We start from the raw sequence: 17821 nt of genomic DNA on the forward strand, positions 1-17821 counted from the left end.
GCGGCGTCACCGATGCGCTCTGGGTGATCGAGGGAGCCGGGAGCTACGGCGCCCAGCTGGCCCGCAACGTAGCGGACACCGGCTACCGTGTTGTTGAGGCCGCACGCATGGGCCGGACGGGCCGGCGCGGCATTGGGAAGTCCGACCCCCTCGACGCACGTCGGATCGCCGCCGCTGTGCTGTCCTTACCGGTCAATCAACTCCGCACCCCGCGGCAGGATGAGGGCGTGCGGGCAGCAGCACAAATCCTCCTGACTGCCCGCGATGGACTCGCCGCTGAGCGCACCCGCGCGGTGAACGCACTCACCGCATTACTTCGGATTATCGACCTCGGCATCGACGCCCGACGTCCCCTCGGAGCCTCGGCTGACATTGGAAGCAGCCACCCAAAATCACGATGATCTTGTTTAGTTATCGGCAGAATGTCGGCACGGTGCGTGTGGACAACTCTGTGCACCGCTCGCCGGCGCTGCTCACTGCGGGTCCGGATTGGTTCGTGGCGTCACGATCATGAGGGCAACTAACTGGGCTTGCGGAGGCGTGGCCGTGTATGCCTCCAACGTGAGCGAATAACCGCCGCGGCTGTAGCCGCGCTCGATGGTTTCTCTGCGCGGCAAGACGTCTTCCCGCGTCTGCACCCAGCCTTGTTCCTCAAGCCACGGCTCCAGATCATCAGCGAACTCGATCGGGGTCCGAGCACCATCCGCATGAAGGGTGACGATTTTGTCCCAAACGTAGTACCTCGGCCACTCTTCATAGTTGTCACCAGCCTGACGACCGCCACCGGCGTTGCTCGAGACGGAATCCGTTTCGTCGGCGGGGAACTGCGCGATGATGTCTGCGCCCCACGCATCCGCCTGATCAGCAAATTCCCCTAGTTGAACTTCTTGAGACGCCACCACTTCCACCTTCCGCGACTCCGACATGCCACACCCCGACACCACAGACAACATGACCCCGGTCATCACGACCGCCAACACAGCACGAGCATTGAATTGCATCATCCCACCCTAGACAAATCCACCGACGAGATCTTCTCTTCCCGTTTCCCCGCACCACTATCGGTGACCTCGAGACGCTGCATCGTCCGTCCGCCGTAGACCCAGTCGGCATCGTTCGCGTGATACAACGAAACGGACTCCCCCGTGACAACGCGTGTGATGTTACGGACCGAGGTGCTGTCCGGTGCGAACGGTGACGAGTGGGTTTCCATACCGCCAGGGCTTTCAATGGTGCCAGCGTCAGGATCGCGAGTGTCGAGGTATCCCGTTTCGAGCCGAGTCACTCCGGGCGTGTCCAGCGGGTTTGTGTCGCCGTGACCGAGTTGGAACATGGATGATCCCTGGTTCCAGCCCACGACTGTGTCGTTGCGTGCCTGCAGCACGAAGTGCGGTTTGTCTTTCGTGTACGGAAAATCGGGGACGCCTGTCACGTCGTGACCGAGACCGGCCGGTGCAACATAGACGATGCGATCAGCTCTAAGCCCGAGCATTTCCGCGGTCCCGAGCACGGCAGCACCGTAGCTGTGCGCGATCGGCACCAGCGCTGTACCCGAGGGAAGGGCGAGGCTATTGGCAAAGGATGCAAGTCGTGGCGCGGCCGTGTCAGATAAACCCTGCTCCGCGGGGTCCACAACGTGGGTCGGGAGATCAAATTCAGGCATCGGTGCTCCATGCCACGTGAAGTATCCCGTTTTTGTGCCCGACTTTCTAAACAGGTTCTTGCCGCGGTCGAGGTCGGCGGTGAACTCTGCGAGCTTCGAGTTCGTGCCAGGCACCACCACACCCACCTGCGTCATCCAGGACGGGATGTTGCCGGTCTGCGGGTCAAGCGTTCCCTGGAATGTGATGATGCTGTCGCGAAGCGGGTTGAACCCGACCAACACGGCCCCGACCTGATCGGATTGTTTCTGATTCTCATCAAAAACTCGGTACATGCCGAACGAGAGACCATTCGGGTCTTTTTTCTCGGAGTACTTCCAGTTGCGGTCTCCGAGGATCGCGTCCAGGCTCTTAATCTCGCCGTGCAAGCCAGAAATCTTGTCGGCGTAAAGTTGCTCTGCCCCGTATTCCTTCTCCAGCAGCCGAAGCATCCTGATCTGTTTCTCCAGCTCACCGCGGTGTTCCGTCGCCGTGATCACATTCGCGGTGTTGCGATCACGCAGCGCGATACCGTCGAGGTTGCCGATGAGCAGTGGGAAATCGGCGATGAGCTGTTCGCGTTGCGCCGGAGTCAGCGCTTGCCACACTCTTGCAATGCTCGTGGGATCTTTGAGCTTCGCAAGATCGACGGCGGAAATCGTGCGTGTGGTGCCGTCTGGCATGAGAGCTGACACGCGTACCCCTGCAGAGATGGTTGGGGGGTTCGGCATCGCGTTCCGTGCGGAACTGTACAGCTGTCGCTGTGTCAGGATGGAACTCGCCACCGAGGAATCGGCACCCTGTCGCTCCTCGTCGAGCGCCGCCAGCCGTTGTTTTGCTCCGGCGATACGTTCGGTCGCTCCGTTGACCGCAAGTACGAGTATTGGCCGCATTTGAAGTGGCAGGCCAACGCCGGACCTGTCGGCTTCGTTCAGCCGATGCCGCGCGGCGCTTTGGTCTTGGCGTGCCGAGTCAAGATCTTTGCGTGCCCTATTGGCTCTGCTCTCGATGTCGGCCATCTTGCGGCCGAAGGTGGAGACGTCGGCGCCCCAGTTCTGGTCGGCGTTCTGGACCAAATTCGCTGGCGCGGACGAGGCCTGGATCATGCTCAGGATGCGCTCGACCGAGACCGCAGAGCCGGACTGGCCACCCAAGCTCGTCACCGCCGCTACGAGGCTGTTGAATGTGTCGGTGCCCACGGTTCGCCATTGCAGGCTTGACCCTGTTTGTTGCACCGTCTCAGAGTTGCCTGCAAGCGCCATGTCACCTACGGTCATACACTCCACCTGGCACACTTCATGAATTAACCTGCGACGCGATTTGGGCATCGAGCAGTTTGAAAAGGGTGGTCATCTCCGTGCACGATTTGCTTTGCGCAGTCATGAGTTCACTGAGATTGTTCAGGGTAGACCGGCGGCCACTGGCCGCGTTCCGATGAGCATCGTTCGGCGCAGCGGCACCTGAGCCAAGCTCCCCAGGAGCCGTTGGTTCACCGTTCACCTGCGAAGCAGCAGCCGCCAAGGCTTTGGCTGCATCTTCCAGGGCGCTGTAGTCAATCCTCATGAGTCATCCGTCAAACGTCACCAAGCAGTGCTGCAGTGACGCGTCGAGAACATTTTCTGCCCCTTGGCCACACCAGCTCAGCGCCTGGCAGCGCCTTGAGCGAAACGAATCAGTTAATCTGCGAGGCGATTTGCAGATCCAGGTCGCGCATCGCGTTCGCGGTTCCAGACAGGAACTGCTGGATCTCGCTGATCTGCGCGACCAACGTGTTCGCGCTCGTCGTGTACTTCATGTACGCATCGTTGAATTTGCCCGACGCCTGATCGGTAACGAAGCCCGAAGAAACGAGCTGGCCGATCTGGTTCTGCATGTTCTGCAGCTTCGTGGTGATCTCGTCACGCCCCGTACCCAGCTGGGACGCGGCGGTTTCGATCTCGGCGTAGCTAACCTTGATATTCGACATAAGAGTGGGCCTCTTTTTCTCAGCAGTTACTAGATAGCGGTACGGTGCGTCCGGAATCATAGATCCCCCGGAACTGCCAATCGAAACGAGCAGATATACGATCTGCGCGCATTGGCCAATCGCTTACAACGTACAGGCGCGAGCTCCATCTGACAAGTCACCTGAACATTTGCAGCATCACAATGGTTTCGGAAGTGCGATGTGCACCCCGGTAATTTTTCCGCCTTCGATGAGGAAGCCTCGGCCCGGCGGGAAGTTCGCGCGACGCGCATGGGTGAATGGGGTCGTGAACACGCTCGGCGTGTCGTTGGCGTCAGGTTGGAGAGCAAGTGCCCAGCGGGCACCGCGCAGTGGACTGGCCAGCTCCCATACCGTGCCCAGCGTCGCGTTTTCACCCTCGACAACGACGGTCAGCTCGCTCCGTCTCAGACTTTTCAGGAGCTGGGCGAGAGCACGCTCATTGCCGCTTCCGTCAAACCCACCGATGTCTTCGATGACGACCACACCTCGATGGCCCGGTGTCGGGAATTGTGGTGCAGCTACTGGTTCAGCTGATTGAGTTGCGGCGAGAGGAAGGCTGGTACCGATCAGTGGCATTAACGACAGGCCGACAGGGGCGGGCGAGCTTCCTCCCAAGGACCGCGTCAGGTTTTCGATGACGACTTCGCGGCGCTCTGGCGAATCAGCGGTCTCCTGCCAGATCGGCAGCTGGCGCAGTGTCGATCGATTCGGGGAAATGAGGATTGCATCAAGCAATTGGTCCGATGTGCGAGCTTGCACTTCAAAGGCTTCAAGAAGCGAAGCGATCGCCGTTGTACGTCCAGAACCGGCTGGACCGGTCACCAACAAGAATCCACCCTGTGGAGCGGCGAAGGGTTTTAGTTGCACGGTGTCGATCGCAAAGGGCGCGCCGGTTAGTCCGGGCGCGCTCAGGTCAATTCTGTGAATCGCCTCCGGGATACGAGGAACCGGCGCTGGCGCGAGTCCTGGCACGGCACGCTGCGCCTCCGCCAGATGTGCAAGCGCCGCGCCAGTGTCCGCCGGATCATTGCTCAGCCCCGGGACTGCGAGTTGGATCTCATCGTCTGCGCCGATACGAACGGCGCGGCCCGCAGGCGCGCCCTCGAAGATGCCTGGAGAGACGCCGAGCATCTGGTAGTCACTCTCAGCGGCCAGCCGCAGAACCAGACGCTCCGGAATGCTTGAGGCCAGTGACGTCGGGAATCCACTTGAGCGCTCTGACGTGAAGACGACGTGAACGCCGACACTTCGACCCGACCGAGTAATCTCCACGAGGTCTGCGAACGGGTCTGCACCGCCACCGATGTGTTCATAGGCATCCCGGAAAGCCGAGAATCCGTCAATCAGGAGCAGCACTGGTGGTGAAGCCAGCTGAGCGGCCGCACGGTCCGATATGAGGGATCGCAACATTCCAAGCAGGCGAACAACTCGGTCACGCTCATCGCTCAGAAGGATGTCCCCTGTATTAGGAAGCTGCGCAAGAATATCAAGTCCGCCCCCGCTGGCATCAATACCATAGATGTGAGCGCTGGGGTCAGCAGCGATCGTCGCGGCCGCGATCGTCAGAAGTGCGGTTGTCTTTCCGCTTCCACCGCCACCATAAATCACAACGTTTCCCACCTCGCCGAGCACGCACATGTACGGTGACTGGCGTTGCAGATGCGGCTCGTCAATCAGCCCGGCAATGATCCTCAACGGACCGTTGTTCGCCTGTACAGTGCCGTCCGCGGCGGGCCCTGCGACGGCAAGCGCCTGAAGCGAGACAGTCGCGGGCAGTTGGTCGACCCAAGGTTTGCGTGGCGATGCCACCTGCGCACGCGCCGCCGCTTGCTGAATGTGCGCGGTGAGCACTTCGATGTCGCGAGGCCCCTTCTTCGCGCTGCGACGCTGGGTTCGCACCTCCGGCTGCAACGCCCAGGGCGCATGCTCGCCAAAACCCAGCGTTCGGACCTCAACGGGTTCCTGATGCTGCGCTTCAGAGCGGCCCCCGAGGTAACCAGTCTGGAAGTGCGTGAGCGTGCCCGCACCGATCTTGACCGCGGCACGCCCCGGAGTATCCGGCGCGAACTCCGCCGCAGCCGTCACCCCCAACACATCCGTGCTGTCGGCCGGGTCTGCCATGCGCAACCCGATTCGTAAGTTCGTGTTGGCCCGTAGATTGTCCTTGATCACGCCGGCTGGCCGCTGCGTCGCTAGAACGAGGTGTAAGCCGAGCGAGCGCCCTCGCTGTGCCACGTCAATCACGCCGTCCACGAACTCAGGGATCTCGCTCGCCAACGCGGCAAACTCATCAATGACGATCACGAGCGCCGGCGGTGCGTCCGAGTCAGATCGTCGTTCGAGGGCGATCAGGTCCTTCGCTCCCTTCGCAGCCAGCAGCTCCTCCCGGTACCGCAGTTCCGCCCGAAGCGAGGTGAGCGCCCGGCGCACGAGGTGGGTGTTGAGGTCGGTCACCAAGCCGACCGTATGCGGAAGGGTCGTGCACTCGGCAAATGCGGCACCGCCCTTGTAATCAACAAGCAAGAACGTCAGCCGGTCCGGTGAATACTGCGCAGCCAACGACAAGATCCAGGTCTGCAGGAACTCCGACTTACCAGATCCTGTCGTGCCACCAACCAACGCGTGCGGGCCATGGACGCGCAGATCGAGCGCGACCGTCCCCGCCCCACCCTGCCCGACAACCGCTGCGAGCTGACCCGGCTCGCGTTCCCGACCCGCCTCCCAATGCGACACCAGACTGTCTGTGGAACGCCAGTTCGCGAGGACTTCGTCACTGGCGCCCATCACATCGCGCGACAGAATCTGTCCAAGAGTCACAGAACGCGGGAAATCGCTCTCATCAAGCACCCGCGCACCAGCATCCACAAACGGTGCGATCGCACGCCCAAAAATCTCGGCAACCGGCGTTTCTACAGCATCGATTTGATTCAGTGTCACCGTCTCGCCCTGACGCACAAAGTGCACTCGCCAGGTGTTGTCATACTTTTCGACCGTCGTGCGGCACGCACCGGGTACCGCCCCCAAGTGCTCGGCAACCCAGATAATGTGCACTGCAACGTCGGCACCGTCTTCCGCGAGCCCCACGAGTCGAGTGCGATCAATTTCTGAGTCAGTAAGCACGAGCACAATGACGGCCGGCGTGGGCGCGGGTGCGGAAACCGGCGCGAGCCGTTCGCTCAAATCGGACGCGCTGTCAGCAACGCGTGATCTGACCATCGCGCCCGGAGCAGCGCCCGCGCGCGTTGCAATCAAGCCCTCGAGCGCGGTCAGCAGAACTGCCGAGCTCCGCTCATCGTCGGCGAGGTGAGGTACCTGAAGCGGACTGTACACTGAATCGGCGTGCGGTAGCCATTTCAGCCACGCCCAACTCGACTGCGACTGCTCCTGGTTGGCAAAGACGGTGAACGTCAGATCCGCCGGAGAATGCAGCGCAAGCAACTGCACAAGCAATGACCTCGCCACCGACTCCGACCAGAACCGCGGACCAGCAACGCCCAGAGACCCGCACCGATCCAGCCGTTCCAACACCGGAACATCCGAAATGGTGCTGAACCTGTCCTGCAGTGCGGTCAATTGTTTCCACGTTTCCGCAGCAATTTTTCCCCGAGCGGGTATCTCGATCTTTTTGCGGCTCGGCATCTCCGCTTTCCCAAGGCGCAGTTCGAGAAATGCGCGGTGCTCCGGCCTGCGGCTCCACAGCAACCCATCCGGTTGCAAGGGCAGCGATAACAGCTCGGCAGGGGAAACGGATTCCCGATTACGTGCTTGATGCTCCGTGTCGCGAGCCACGATTAGGTCGTCTGTCGCAAGCTGCAGACCCTCGTCAAACTCTCTCTGCATTTTACGAAAAGTGCGCCGACGTGTCAGTCGGTTGTCAAACCACGTGCCGAGCATGATAATCGGCGAGAGGGCGATGAAAACCAAGCTGAGAGCGGAATGCGTCACCGCGAACAGCACAGCACCCATCACAAGCGGCGCGAGCATCGCGATCAACGGGAACCGTGCAGGCTCCGGCGGATCCGGCGGCTCAGGAAGAGCGATCGGCGCCGGGATATGCACCGGATCCACGCGAGGAGACTGCAAGTGCGCAACGAACGCCTCCAAGTCCGGTCCGTCCACAGCCGGCGGCCCCACCTCAACACTCACCTGCACGTCACCCAACAAAAAGACGCTACGTTGTTGAATCCGTACCTTGGTGACACGCGTCTGGCGCGTACTCATGTCATCCAGCAGGAAACTGCCGTTCGCAGAACCCAAGTCCTCAAACGTGAGCGCCCCGTCCTCCGCACGGAGCGCGGCGTGTCGTCTCGACACACTTGGGTCATGTAGCTCAACCCGGTTGGCCCGGTCACGGCCGAGAAAGTTCTCGCCCTGCGCGATGCTAAAGGCCACCCCGGATTGCTCCCCAGAAAGTACCGTTACGGTCGCAACCGGGGTCTTAGTGCGCTGCCCGGCACCTGGGCTCGACTCGAGTACCGGCTCAACCATGCTGCCCGACTGGATGCCGGATTTGCCGAGTGGATCGCCCGCGTCCAAGATCAGTCCGGGCCGATTCGGAAACGCGACCCGCAGCGTCAACGGCGCATGCCGATGAACGGCATAGCCCATGAGCCGAGGATCGCCCACCCCGGCACGAACCAATCCGCGCGCAACCTCACCCACCGTCGCCGTGACATCTGCCGTCAGGGTGATATCTTGCCTCTGCTGCCGTGATCCGGTGGGGAGCTCGGCCAAAGACACTCGGAGTTTCATAGAAGTACTGCTTTCGGAGAAGGGCGTGCAGGATCAACGCTGATGTATCTACCGGCGCAGTACTCACATCCGTGATCATCCCATGTCTCGTACCGCGGCATGACGAGCGGGCTAGCTGTACCCGGCCATCAGGTTGGGTACGCTTGGTTAAGCGTGGCCGTGCCGATGCCGGTCTCAATACAGCACACGGTGACATGGTGGCGCCACGGCTGGACCGTGAAAAGCACGCACGGAGGCGAGACTGAGTCTCGCCACCGCTCGCCACGAGGATGTTTCATGTTCCATCTGACCGAGTGCGGCCTTGATCGTGAACAGCATGGAACTCATGGGTGTTGCCGTGTTGCCGTGTCGACGTCGCCGCAGCCCAGGTTCAGCACGCGGAGGCCGGCACCACGGCCCCGGAGTTCTTCGGCAAAGGCAAGCATGTTCTGTGTCGATCGCCCCAGCCGGTCCAGAGTCGTGATTACGAGAAGTGTCGAGCGCGTCGAGCGCGCGGTCGAAATTCGGCCGTGAGGCGCGAGCGCCTGAAACGCCGTTGTCGACGTAGAGACCATCACGCCGGACACCAGCAGCCTAAAGGTCTACCTCTTGCCGGTCGGTAGATTGCTGGCGCGTCGATACGCGCGCGTAGCCGACCAGTTTCGTCACGGTGCCCCTGGGTGTCTCATAACCAACGGTAGTGTCGCAATTCAAGCTGTTGGTTACGCGACGTAGTTTTGAGACTCGCCGAGGCCAGGGATTCCGCCAGCGTCTGTCATTTTCCGTTCACGATTGCACAGATGTCAGTACACGCCTGCACAACCGGTTCGGTGATTGCCTGACGAAGTCTTGTCTGCTCAGCTGGGCCTCTAGATTGGTCGCCCCGCCGTGGGGCTTCTCTGCGGTTCGGGTGTCCTGACGAACACGGGACGAGTTGCGTCGTCCCCTATCGTCAGGGTTGGCGGGGGCGGCGTGTGAACTTGGCGAACATGCGACGCTAATGCGTGTGGGTGTGCTGTTCGGTAACGATCGTTCGCGAGACACTCTAGGACTCGTTCAGAAAGTCGCGGAAACATGGGGCGATTTTTGTAAAATTTGCCGTGTACGCGCCTCTGTAATGGGCTACCGGGTTGGTGATACGTTGTTAGTATGCGAATTGGGTATGGTCGGGTCTCCACCCGGGATCAACACCCCGAAGCCCAACACGACGCCCTGACCGGGGCCGGCTGTGATCAGGTCTTCCTCGACGCGGCCTCGGGAAAACTCGCCCGCAGGCCCGAACTCGACAAAGCTCTACTCTCGGCCAACCGGACTGGAGATCAGCTCGTCGTGACCAAACTCGACCGGCTCGGCAGATCGCTGGAAAACCTCATCGATTTATCGAAGACTCTCCAGGAGCGCGGGGTTGATTTGGTGGTCTTGGACCAGGGCATCGACACGTCCACCATCACCGGGCGGATGTTCTTCCAAATCCTTGGCTCGATTGCTGAGTTCGAGCATGCCCTGATGTCGGAACGAACCCGCGACGGACTCGCCGCGGCCCGTGCCCGGGGACGGACGGGTGGGCAAAAACCCAAACTCGGGCCCCGCCAAGTCAGGCTGGCCCGCGAGATGTATGAGGAGTTAGACGCCGATGGCAAACGGGCCCACACCGTCCAGCACATCGCCGAGGAATTCGGTGTCACTCGTCCCACGATCTACCGGCACCTGTCCAAACCATGAGCTTCAGCCGTCCGCTGCGGTAAGAGTCTGCAGCTCATCGACCTTGAGCAGCGACACTCCCGTTGGGGTGTACCTCACCAGAAAGTATCGATCGGAGCGGGGCCTCCCGAAGCCCGGACAAATAGCGCTGCGAAAATGCCGTCACTTACTGTTGCGACTCACAGGTCAGCCCCCACGACGGAGGGACCAATTCAGAGGCTATCTGAGCAAAACAGAACCAAAGTGAACTTCAGCCGGGGCGTTACCTGTCCGGCGGGGTGGCGGCACGCACGCGCGCGATGCTAACTCGTGTAGGCATAAAAGCAACGGTTGTTATTGACCACCATGCACCCTAGCCTCAGGTCACACGGCATTTTTTGTCGTGCCACAGAAAAAGGGGATGGTATCTCGATGAACGCACAAGCGAACAAGAACGAAACGGCAACTCCCGAAATTGGTGTCGAGCTCGACGCCAAGCTCGACGCAGAGCTCGACGCCGCAGCCCTCGAAGGAGCCATGCCAACCCTGACGGGCAAGTTGGCTCTCCTCGTCGCCGACTTGAACGAGGACGAGCGCGCGGTTCTCAGCAGTATCGTCACGTCGTCCAGCCTGCACATGCAGGAACTCCAGGCGATCAACGAGAACGCGGAGTATCTCTACGCGAAGCCGATCTCGGCGGCTGCGACGCCGAACATCAGGGAGGCGCTGCTCAAGCTCCCCACAGCCCTCGGCTTCACCGAGTAGTCGAGGAGCTTGAGATGGACACCTCGACGCTGGTCGACAAGATCGCATTACTCTCCACCGAACTGTCACCAGCTGAGAGGGAGAATCTCAAGCTAATGCTGAGCATGGCTGCTGGCGGTCTGCTGGTCGGTCATGCTCAGCGTTCGTCGGACGAGGTCCTGGAGATGGCTCTCCGAACAGCTCAGAAGAGCCTTCCCGCGCTGCACGGCGGGGTTAGGGCCGAATTCACGACGGGCGTCGTATTTCGTGGAAAGACGCCCTTCTTCTCGGCGTCGGACCTTGCATCCCTCGATGAAGAGTCGAAGGCGTTCCGCCCGAAGGCGGTTCGCTTCCACGACCACTATGTGGCATCTGGCGCACCTGTCGCACGTCAACTGTCTGTCTCTCAGTCGATCAGCGACTTCTTGCTGCCGCGCGTCGGCCCCGTGCTCCCGACGTACCGAGCGAACCACCTTTACTACGATGCCCCGGGGCTCGGCATTGACCCCCACGTCGACAAGGACGAGTTCTCGCTCAACGTGCTGACCATGCTCGAGCACGAACCGGCCCGACGCACGTCCGAACTGATCCTTTTCCCGCCCGACCAAGAAGAGATCCACGTCCAGCTGCAGCCGGGTGAATCCCTGATCTTCTTCGCCGATAGCGTGACACACCAGCGCACCCGCACCGTCGAGGGCGAGACCGTCCGGCTTGTCTCCTTCGGCTACAGAACGATCTAGGGAAAACGATGACCACCTCCACCTCCACCTCCACCTCCACCTCCACCTCCACCTCCACCTCCACCTCCATGTCTATCGCCGCCCGACTCGTCGAGCTGCACCGCAACGCGACGACCGCCGAGCGAGCCAACCTCAAGCTCATCCTCGGTCTCAGCGCAGGCAACCTCGTGCCGTCCTCAGACTCGCTCGCTGCCGAGAGCAGGCGGGCAGTTTCCGAGACGCTCGAACTTCTGTGCCCGTACGATGTGCCCGACCCGCGAGGGCTGCAATACCGAGGGCGGCCCGACTTCCTGACCGACGACCTCTTCGACCGCCTCCTCCAGGAGTCCATCTCGAAGCGTGAGATAGCGATACCGTTCGACGAGCACTACCTCGGCGCGGGCGGCCTCGTGGCCGACGACGTGGCCCTTAGTGCCGAGCTGGCCGCGCTGGTCGAGTCGGTCGTCCCAGGGGCCGAGTCGACCGGCATCGCAAGCTACCTCTTCTACAAGGACGAAGGCCAGGGGATAGATCCCCACATCGACACCGACATTTTTTCACTCAACATCCTGATGATGCTCCAGCACCGTCTTCCCGGCACGGAGGTCGAACCATCCGCCCTCTACATGCACTACCCGGATGGCAGCGAAGAGCGTCTGCAGCTCCAGCCCGGCGAAGTCGTCATATTCTTGGCGGGGACGCAAGCGCATAGCCGAACGCGCATCGGTGCGGACGAGAGCGTCTCGATCCTGACCTTCGGCTTCATGCCGAAGGGCGCGCCCATCGAGAACTATCGCCGGTGACGCTCGTCCTCGGGATCCACTGCGGACATGAAGCTTCTTGCGCTGTGGTGGAGGACGGTATCCTCCTCGCCGCGATTCAGCAAGAGCGGGTGACCCGCGAGAAGTACGACGGCCAGGAGTGCCTCTCGAACCGTCTGCCGGTCCGTGAGACACTCGCTGCGGCGGGCCGTTCGCTAGATGAGGTCGACGTCATCGTCAGCGAGTTCCAGGCCGTCGGCGTCGCGGGCGTCGGTTTGCAGCGTCCGCTCTTCACTGCGGACTTCGATCTGTTCGACCCCTTCGACTCCCGGCACTGGGTGGTGTCCCACCACCTCGCCCATGCCGCCTCGACCGTTTTCGCCTCTGGTTTCTCGACGGCGACTGTCCTCGTATCGGACAGCGCCGGATCGACGACGGAGTCGGGAGAGGACTTTGCGATACCGTTCGCCGAGTTCTACGCGCTCTGCACCGCGGACGTCGTCGACGTGGCGGTCATTACCGAGATGCGGTCAATCTACGCCTTTACGGACCATGCTCTCCGCCTTGTGTCGCGTGATTTCGTTTCTCCACACAACCAACCAGATGTCCACGTTCAGAGTGAGGCAAGCCTGTTTGACAACGTCGCCCGTTACCTCTTCCGCTCGGAGCACAGCCACGGCCAGCTAATGGCCCTCGCCGGGCTTCCGTACGAGGGCGCGGCTCGCGTCCCGATCTCCTCCGTTATCACTTCGAGCGCCGAGCCTCGGCTGAGGAACGGTTGGCAGCAGTTCCAGAGCCATGCCGACCCGGTCCTAGACGCGGACGTCGCGGACGTCGTCCAGAAAGCCTTCACGGAGCTCGTGGTGTTCCAAGCGTCGCGGGCGGTGGCCCTCACCGGTTTCGCGCATCTGGCCTGCGCGGGCGGGGTATTTCTCAACCTAAACGCCAACAGCGCAGTCGCGGAAATGCCCGAGGTCGATGAGTTCTACGTCCCGTCGTCGCCCCACGACGCGGGCATCGCCGTCGGGGCGGCGTTCCTTGGATGGTGGCAGATTCCTCACGGAGATCGTATAACCGATGCTGCCCGCCACTCCTTTCCGGTGCAGGCAGTCCAGTCTGACTTCTTCGGAGCCGAGGCGAGCGATATCGACGAAGAATCCCTCAAGGCAATCGGCTACGCGCTAATCGGCGGCAGCCGCCTCTGCCCGGACGAACTCCTGGCCCGAACGGTCGATGCTCTTGCGTTGGGTAAGGTCGTCGCCCGGTTCGCCGGCCGGAGCGAGTTCGGCCCCCGCGCCCTAGGCAACAGGTCCCTGCTCTGCCATCCCCTCCGGACCGACAGCGCCAAGGACAAACTGAACACCATCAAGCACCGTCAGCGGTGGCGACCGGTCGCACCCATGGTCCGGGAGGAAGACCTGGCCCGCTACTTCACGGGGCCACCTCGCTCGGCGTTCATGAACTTTAACTACAAAATTCGCCCCGAGTTCCTCTCAGATCTTCGCGAAGCCGCCCACAGCGATGGAACTGCGAGGGTGCAGACGGTGACAACGACGACGAACCCCGCCATGCACGAGCTCCTGACGGCCTTGGAAGCACGGGGCGAGATGCCCGTGCTGCTAAACACCTCATTGAACGGCCCTGGCCAACCCATCCTCGAGGACGCCGACGCCGTCCTCGACTTTGCGCGGCACCCGTTGATCGACCACGTCCTGACCCGGACGAGCCTTGTGGACTGCCGACTGCGCGCCCCGAGCGTCCGGGTTGAACGCGCCGAGGGAGCAGTCCTCGCCGTCTTCGGTCGAGGAAAAAGGGCCAGACACGTTGTCAGTGGATCGACGGGGACTGTGACAATACCCGAGTCGCTGTTCCTCGAGCTCCTCTCGGGCGAGCCCGCAGGCGTCGACCGGCAGACGACGGGAGTCCGAGAGGCCCTCAGCTCAGGGTTGTTGGTTGAGCACCCTTAAGGAGCAGGCTGACGAGCAACGGAGAACCCTCCGACGATCGTTCCCGGCGGCGACGTTCCTCTCCTACTTCGCGATCGGCATCATCGAGTTCGCCATCCCATTCGTCGCGGTGTCGGAATTGGGCGCGAGTGCCTTGGTCCTCGCCGTTCTCGGAGTTTGCCGCTTCGCACCCCAGGTGCTCCTGTCGGGACTCGCGGCGAAGATCGTCAACTCGACGAACCAACGTCGAGTGCTCGTCGCTGCCGAGATCTTCCGGGCGGCAGCGTTCGCGATAGCGGCACTCGCCCTCTTCGCGTCTCCTGCGGCGACCCTCGTCGTATTCGGTATCGCGAGCGTAGTCATGGCGTGGGCTTCTACTCTCACCGCGGTGTCCACTCAAGTGGTGGTGCCGGCCGTGTTCGCGGGTCGGGAGCTGACGACGGTCTACTCGCGGCTGTCCATCTCGGAGTCCCTCGGAGACGGCCTCGCTCCGTTTCTATCCGGGATCGGCATCTCCGCCCTTGGAGTCTCGGGGACCTTCGCTGTGTCTGGTGTGCTCGCCCTTGGTGCCTGCTCATTTCTAGTCACCGTGCCCAGGGTTCTCGCATCGTCTGAGGACGTCGACGTCGACGTCGGCGTTGGCCCTTCGCGCGGCCGGAAGGGTTTGCGCAACGGGCTGGCGATAAATTTCTCGACGGCACCCATGATCGCGCTCACTATCTGGGCCATCGCATACAACCTCGGCCAGTCGGCCATCGAGCCTCTCGTCCTCATCAGCCTCCTCGCGGCCACGCCGGTCACGGTCGCCTCCTACGGGCTGATCAGGAGCGTCTCCGTCCTATTCGCCGTGGTTGGAGCGGCCTTCGCCGGGCGACTCCCCCGAGCGATTCGAAGCGGGCTTGGCATATCAGTCTTTGGCTTCGCAGCCATCAGCTCGTACGCCTTGGTTGGTCTCGGGGTTGTCCTGGGCGGCTACGAGGGTCTCGTGGTCGTCTTTGTCGGATTCGCGATCGATGAGTTCTGCTCGGGCGTTGTCCTGGTGCTGCTGCAGAGCTACCGCGGGTCGACCATCTCTCTCGCGAACCGTGCGGACGCCGCGGCCACGTTCCGGGCAGCTTGCCTTTTGGCGATACCCGTGGGTCTGCTCGCGGGGGGATTCTCAGGGATCGTCCTGCCGCCGACCACCGTGATCGTATTCGTCGGCGTGGCCATGATCATCCCCGGCATGGTTCTACTTGCGCGTCCCGTCCGGTCGATCGTCTTCGCGTGACGTCGGCCCCAGGAGCGGAGCCTTGATGAGCAAGGCAACGTGTCGGGCAACCGGCTAGGCGACCCCGTCCGCGCCGCCTCCGAAGTCGGTCCACAAGAACTCGCCGTTGTACACCGTCGTGGTCCGCTTTAGGCCGAGGGACCGGGCGATGGCGGCCGACGCCTCGTTGTGAGGATGGACAAACGCCTGCATCGTGTCCACGCCTCCTTCCCGGAGCCACGCCGCCACGACGCGGGCGGCCTCCCCCGCGTAGCCCTTGCGTTGGAACGGCGTGCCAACGACCCAGGCAAGGCTAGCGTGGGCATCGACGCCCCTCGACCCCTCGACCGTAGCTTGCACAGTACCCACGAGCCGGCCGGACGTCGTATCCCGCAGCATCCAGTTGAACCATAGCTGCGTCCCGTCCGCGCTACGGCCGCGCTCCAGAAGCGCGTACCGTGCGGCCAGTTCGGCGGCCGCCGAGGGGGCTCCCCCAATAAACTCGTGCAGTTCGGGGTCAGCGAAGGTGACCGCGGCCTCGTCAGCGTGGTGGGTGGAGACGGCTTCAAGCCGGAGCCGGGGGCTACTTAACGGCTCGATTTCGAAGGTACTCATGATCCGATAGTACCGCCGCCAGAGACAGCTCATGCTGGAGCTGATGGCCGCCGCACGTCGCTTTCCAATGCGTGCAGCGTGATCTTTGATCGAACCCACGATCGCCCTGGCATATCGAATATTCTCTCCGTAAAAAACGATCGTTACCGAACTCCACACCCGACAACTTTAGAGTCGGACATTCGACGACTTCATAAGCCACCGCCTATCTCGCGTGGCTGGGAAAACAACACCACCTACCGTTGCGACTCACAGCAACCGACATTGGTAGGTCCGCTCAATCCAGATCAACATCACGCGGCGTAGTTTTCCCAACGTCCCCGACCAGAGCGGTGGGCGACGTTGAGGTGTTGCCCCCGCTCTACCTGGCCGGTTTCATGGCGGCAGCATCCGTTTGAGCCGTTGGATGTGCGCGATCGGCGCGGTCACGCTGTTCGCGCACATCCTGCCGCAAGTCGGCGGCCTCGTCCCGGAGCTGGGTGAGCTGTTGGACTTGCGTGGTGCGGAGGTCACTGACGCGTTGGTCAAGGTGAGTTCGCTCACGCCGGGTGTTCTCCCATGCTGCGTCGCGTTCTGCGATTGCGGTGGCCAGATTCCCGCGCAGCGTGTTGACTTCCTCCCGAATGGTGTCGTGGACAATGCGTACGTGGCCCCGTTCGCCCCGAATTTTCGCGACGTTTGCCTCGACGCGCTGCGCTCGTGCCGCGTTGTCGACGGCGCGGGCAACCGCACCCCGAGCACGTTCTTCCGCTGCGGCCCTCGCGGTCGAAGCCGCCTCAGCGCGAGCGGTGGCGTCATCGCGGTCGTGCTCAGCCTCCCCCACTCGCGTGCGTACTGTCACCAGCTGCTCACGCAGCAGGGACAGCTCGGCCTGTGCCTGCGCGTTGTGGGCCTTCGCCGCGGACCGGACGACGACCAGCTCGGCCGTCACCTGGTCGAGAGCGTGTGTCCGGTTCCCCAGCTCGTGCTGGCTGACAGCGAGCTCGGCTTGCTGCTCCTCGGCGAGTTCGGACGCTTTCCGTGCTGCGGCGTCGGCCTCCACCCGCTCCGCGTTGGCCTGGCTCCCAGCGTGCTCGGCGCGGCTGGTTCGAGCGGTTGCGGCGGCGATGTGGGCGTCGGCCTCAGCCATCACTGATTCAATCTGGACCTCAGCGGCATCCGGATCAGCCACAATCCGAAGCTCATCTATGAAGACGGTGAGTTGCTGGACCAGGTGCGGAGCCATCCCGGCGACCTGGCCGTAGAGGTCGTCCGCCCGCTGGCGGGCAGCGTCAACGGGGCGTTTCTCATCCGGGGCGTTCCCGCTCAGCTCGTCAGCCAGGCGGTGCCGTGCGCGCCAGCCGGCGGCCCGGTTGTGCCCGTCGTTGTCGCAGTACTCCGGGGGCCGGCCCGTGCCAGAGTCCGCGCTCATGGCGGCGCGGACGCACCCCGGGAACCGGCACGGACGTTGCTCGCTCTGCTGCACCTCAGCACTCTTATCGCGCCGCCAGGGAACCCAGCCGGCCATACCCATCTGCCGTAACCGGTCCGGGGTGACGCCGGTGCGCTCGGCCAGAACATCGATCATGCCGGACATCGCCGCCGCGTCGATGTCCTCCGGGGCACTCCATCTGAGCGTGAAGCCGAGATCCTCGCCAAGGAGGGTGAGGTCGGTGCCATAGCAGGCGGCGATACGGCGCAGCCAGGAGTAGAACGTTTCACCGTCGATCGGGGCCGGATGGAGGGGCCACCGGCGCGGCTCGGTCACGA

Annotated in this window: 13 protein-coding genes and 2 pseudogenes; 7 read left to right on the forward strand and 8 right to left on the reverse strand. The window is 62.5% G+C overall.

Annotated elements, in window-relative coordinates; translation table 11 throughout:
- Positions 1 to 356 (forward strand): annotated as a pseudogene (locus BMW72_RS16190) (IS110 family transposase); the annotation flags it as partial.
- 117 nt (positions 357 to 473) lie between these two features.
- Here BMW72_RS16190 and BMW72_RS16195 read toward each other — a convergent pair.
- The 6 genes and pseudogenes from BMW72_RS16195 to BMW72_RS16215 form a co-directional block, all read right to left on the reverse strand.
- Positions 474 to 1004, reverse strand: coding sequence for a hypothetical protein (locus BMW72_RS16195; protein WP_092112412.1), 531 nt, complete (start codon positions 1002 to 1004; stop codon positions 474 to 476).
- Positions 1001 to 2917 (reverse strand): alpha/beta hydrolase, encoded by a 1917-nt coding sequence (locus BMW72_RS16200; protein WP_134450295.1) that lies wholly within the window; start codon positions 2915 to 2917, stop codon positions 1001 to 1003. The genes BMW72_RS16195 and BMW72_RS16200 overlap by 4 nt, the downstream gene beginning before the upstream one ends.
- A gap of 19 nt (positions 2918 to 2936) precedes the next feature.
- Positions 2937 to 3203, reverse strand: a complete 267-nt coding sequence (locus BMW72_RS18495; protein ID WP_134450296.1) for a hypothetical protein — start codon at positions 3201 to 3203, stop codon at positions 2937 to 2939.
- A 109-nt stretch (positions 3204 to 3312) separates the two neighbouring features.
- On the reverse strand, positions 3313 to 3666 hold the full coding sequence (locus tag BMW72_RS16205) for a WXG100 family type VII secretion target (RefSeq protein ID WP_241983772.1): 354 nt from the start codon (positions 3664 to 3666) through the stop codon (positions 3313 to 3315).
- Between the two features lie 117 nt (positions 3667 to 3783).
- The gene (locus BMW72_RS16210; RefSeq protein WP_092112417.1) at positions 3784 to 8379 is read right to left on the reverse strand and encodes an FtsK/SpoIIIE domain-containing protein; all 4596 of its coding nucleotides are present in this window, start codon (positions 8377 to 8379) and stop codon (positions 3784 to 3786) included.
- A 273-nt stretch (positions 8380 to 8652) separates the two neighbouring features.
- Positions 8653 to 9027: pseudogene (locus tag BMW72_RS16215) on the reverse strand (recombinase family protein); the annotation flags it as partial.
- 480 nt (positions 9028 to 9507) lie between these two features.
- On the opposite strand from BMW72_RS16215, the gene BMW72_RS16220 reads away from it, so the two are divergent.
- The 6 genes from BMW72_RS16220 (at position 9508) to BMW72_RS16245 (ending at position 15478) form a co-directional block, all read left to right on the forward strand.
- The gene (locus BMW72_RS16220) at positions 9508 to 10080 is read left to right on the forward strand and encodes a recombinase family protein (protein WP_092112419.1); all 573 of its coding nucleotides are present in this window, start codon (positions 9508 to 9510) and stop codon (positions 10078 to 10080) included.
- Positions 10081 to 10470: 390 nt separating this feature from the next.
- Complete coding sequence (locus BMW72_RS16225) at positions 10471 to 10803, forward strand: hypothetical protein (RefSeq protein WP_092112420.1); 333 nt, start codon at positions 10471 to 10473, stop codon at positions 10801 to 10803.
- 14 nt (positions 10804 to 10817) lie between these two features.
- Positions 10818 to 11522, forward strand: a complete 705-nt coding sequence (locus tag BMW72_RS16230; RefSeq protein WP_134450297.1) for a hypothetical protein — start codon at positions 10818 to 10820, stop codon at positions 11520 to 11522.
- A gap of 8 nt (positions 11523 to 11530) precedes the next feature.
- Positions 11531 to 12304, forward strand: a complete 774-nt coding sequence (locus BMW72_RS16235) for a hypothetical protein (RefSeq protein ID WP_166787644.1) — start codon at positions 11531 to 11533, stop codon at positions 12302 to 12304.
- Positions 12301 to 14229, forward strand: coding sequence for a carbamoyltransferase C-terminal domain-containing protein (locus BMW72_RS16240; RefSeq protein WP_134450299.1), 1929 nt, complete (start codon positions 12301 to 12303; stop codon positions 14227 to 14229). Before BMW72_RS16235 ends, BMW72_RS16240 begins: the two co-directional genes overlap by 4 nt.
- Positions 14216 to 15478, forward strand: coding sequence for an MFS transporter (locus tag BMW72_RS16245; RefSeq protein ID WP_092112426.1), 1263 nt, complete (start codon positions 14216 to 14218; stop codon positions 15476 to 15478). Before BMW72_RS16240 ends, BMW72_RS16245 begins: the two co-directional genes overlap by 14 nt.
- Before the next feature lie 54 nt (positions 15479 to 15532).
- Here the strand turns inward: BMW72_RS16245 and BMW72_RS16250 are convergent, their stop codons facing one another.
- A complete protein-coding gene (locus BMW72_RS16250; protein ID WP_092112456.1) occupies positions 15533 to 16072 on the reverse strand; it encodes a GNAT family N-acetyltransferase in 540 nt (179 codons plus the stop codon).
- A 361-nt stretch (positions 16073 to 16433) separates the two neighbouring features.
- On the reverse strand, positions 16434 to 17819 hold the full coding sequence (locus BMW72_RS16255) for a TniQ family protein (protein WP_134450300.1): 1386 nt from the start codon (positions 17817 to 17819) through the stop codon (positions 16434 to 16436).
- Positions 17820 to 17821 lie beyond the last annotated feature (2 nt).

Origin of the sequence: Cryobacterium luteum (assembly GCF_900110125.1) — a bacterium.
GTDB lineage: Bacteria > Actinomycetota > Actinomycetes > Actinomycetales > Microbacteriaceae > Cryobacterium > Cryobacterium luteum.

What these genes read in the sequence shown, in the direction of transcription:
- BMW72_RS16195 (WP_092112412.1), bottom strand. Translation starts at nt 1,004, where the DNA reads ATGATGCAATTCAATGCTCGTGCTGTGTTGGCGGTCGTGATGACCGGG.
- BMW72_RS16200 (WP_134450295.1), bottom strand. Translation starts at nt 2,917, where the DNA reads ATGACCGTAGGTGACATGGCGCTTGCAGGCAACTCTGAGACGGTGCAA.
- BMW72_RS18495 (WP_134450296.1), bottom strand. Translation starts at nt 3,203, where the DNA reads ATGAGGATTGACTACAGCGCCCTGGAAGATGCAGCCAAAGCCTTGGCG.
- BMW72_RS16205 (WP_241983772.1), bottom strand. Translation starts at nt 3,666, where the DNA reads ATGATTCCGGACGCACCGTACCGCTATCTAGTAACTGCTGAGAAAAAG.
- BMW72_RS16210 (WP_092112417.1), bottom strand. Translation starts at nt 8,379, where the DNA reads ATGAAACTCCGAGTGTCTTTGGCCGAGCTCCCCACCGGATCACGGCAG.
- BMW72_RS16220 (WP_092112419.1), top strand. Translation starts at nt 9,508, where the DNA reads ATGCGAATTGGGTATGGTCGGGTCTCCACCCGGGATCAACACCCCGAA.
- BMW72_RS16225 (WP_092112420.1), top strand. Translation starts at nt 10,471, where the DNA reads ATGAACGCACAAGCGAACAAGAACGAAACGGCAACTCCCGAAATTGGT.
- BMW72_RS16230 (WP_134450297.1), top strand. Translation starts at nt 10,818, where the DNA reads ATGGACACCTCGACGCTGGTCGACAAGATCGCATTACTCTCCACCGAA.
- BMW72_RS16235 (WP_166787644.1), top strand. Translation starts at nt 11,531, where the DNA reads ATGACCACCTCCACCTCCACCTCCACCTCCACCTCCACCTCCACCTCC.
- BMW72_RS16250 (WP_092112456.1), bottom strand. Translation starts at nt 16,072, where the DNA reads ATGAGTACCTTCGAAATCGAGCCGTTAAGTAGCCCCCGGCTCCGGCTT.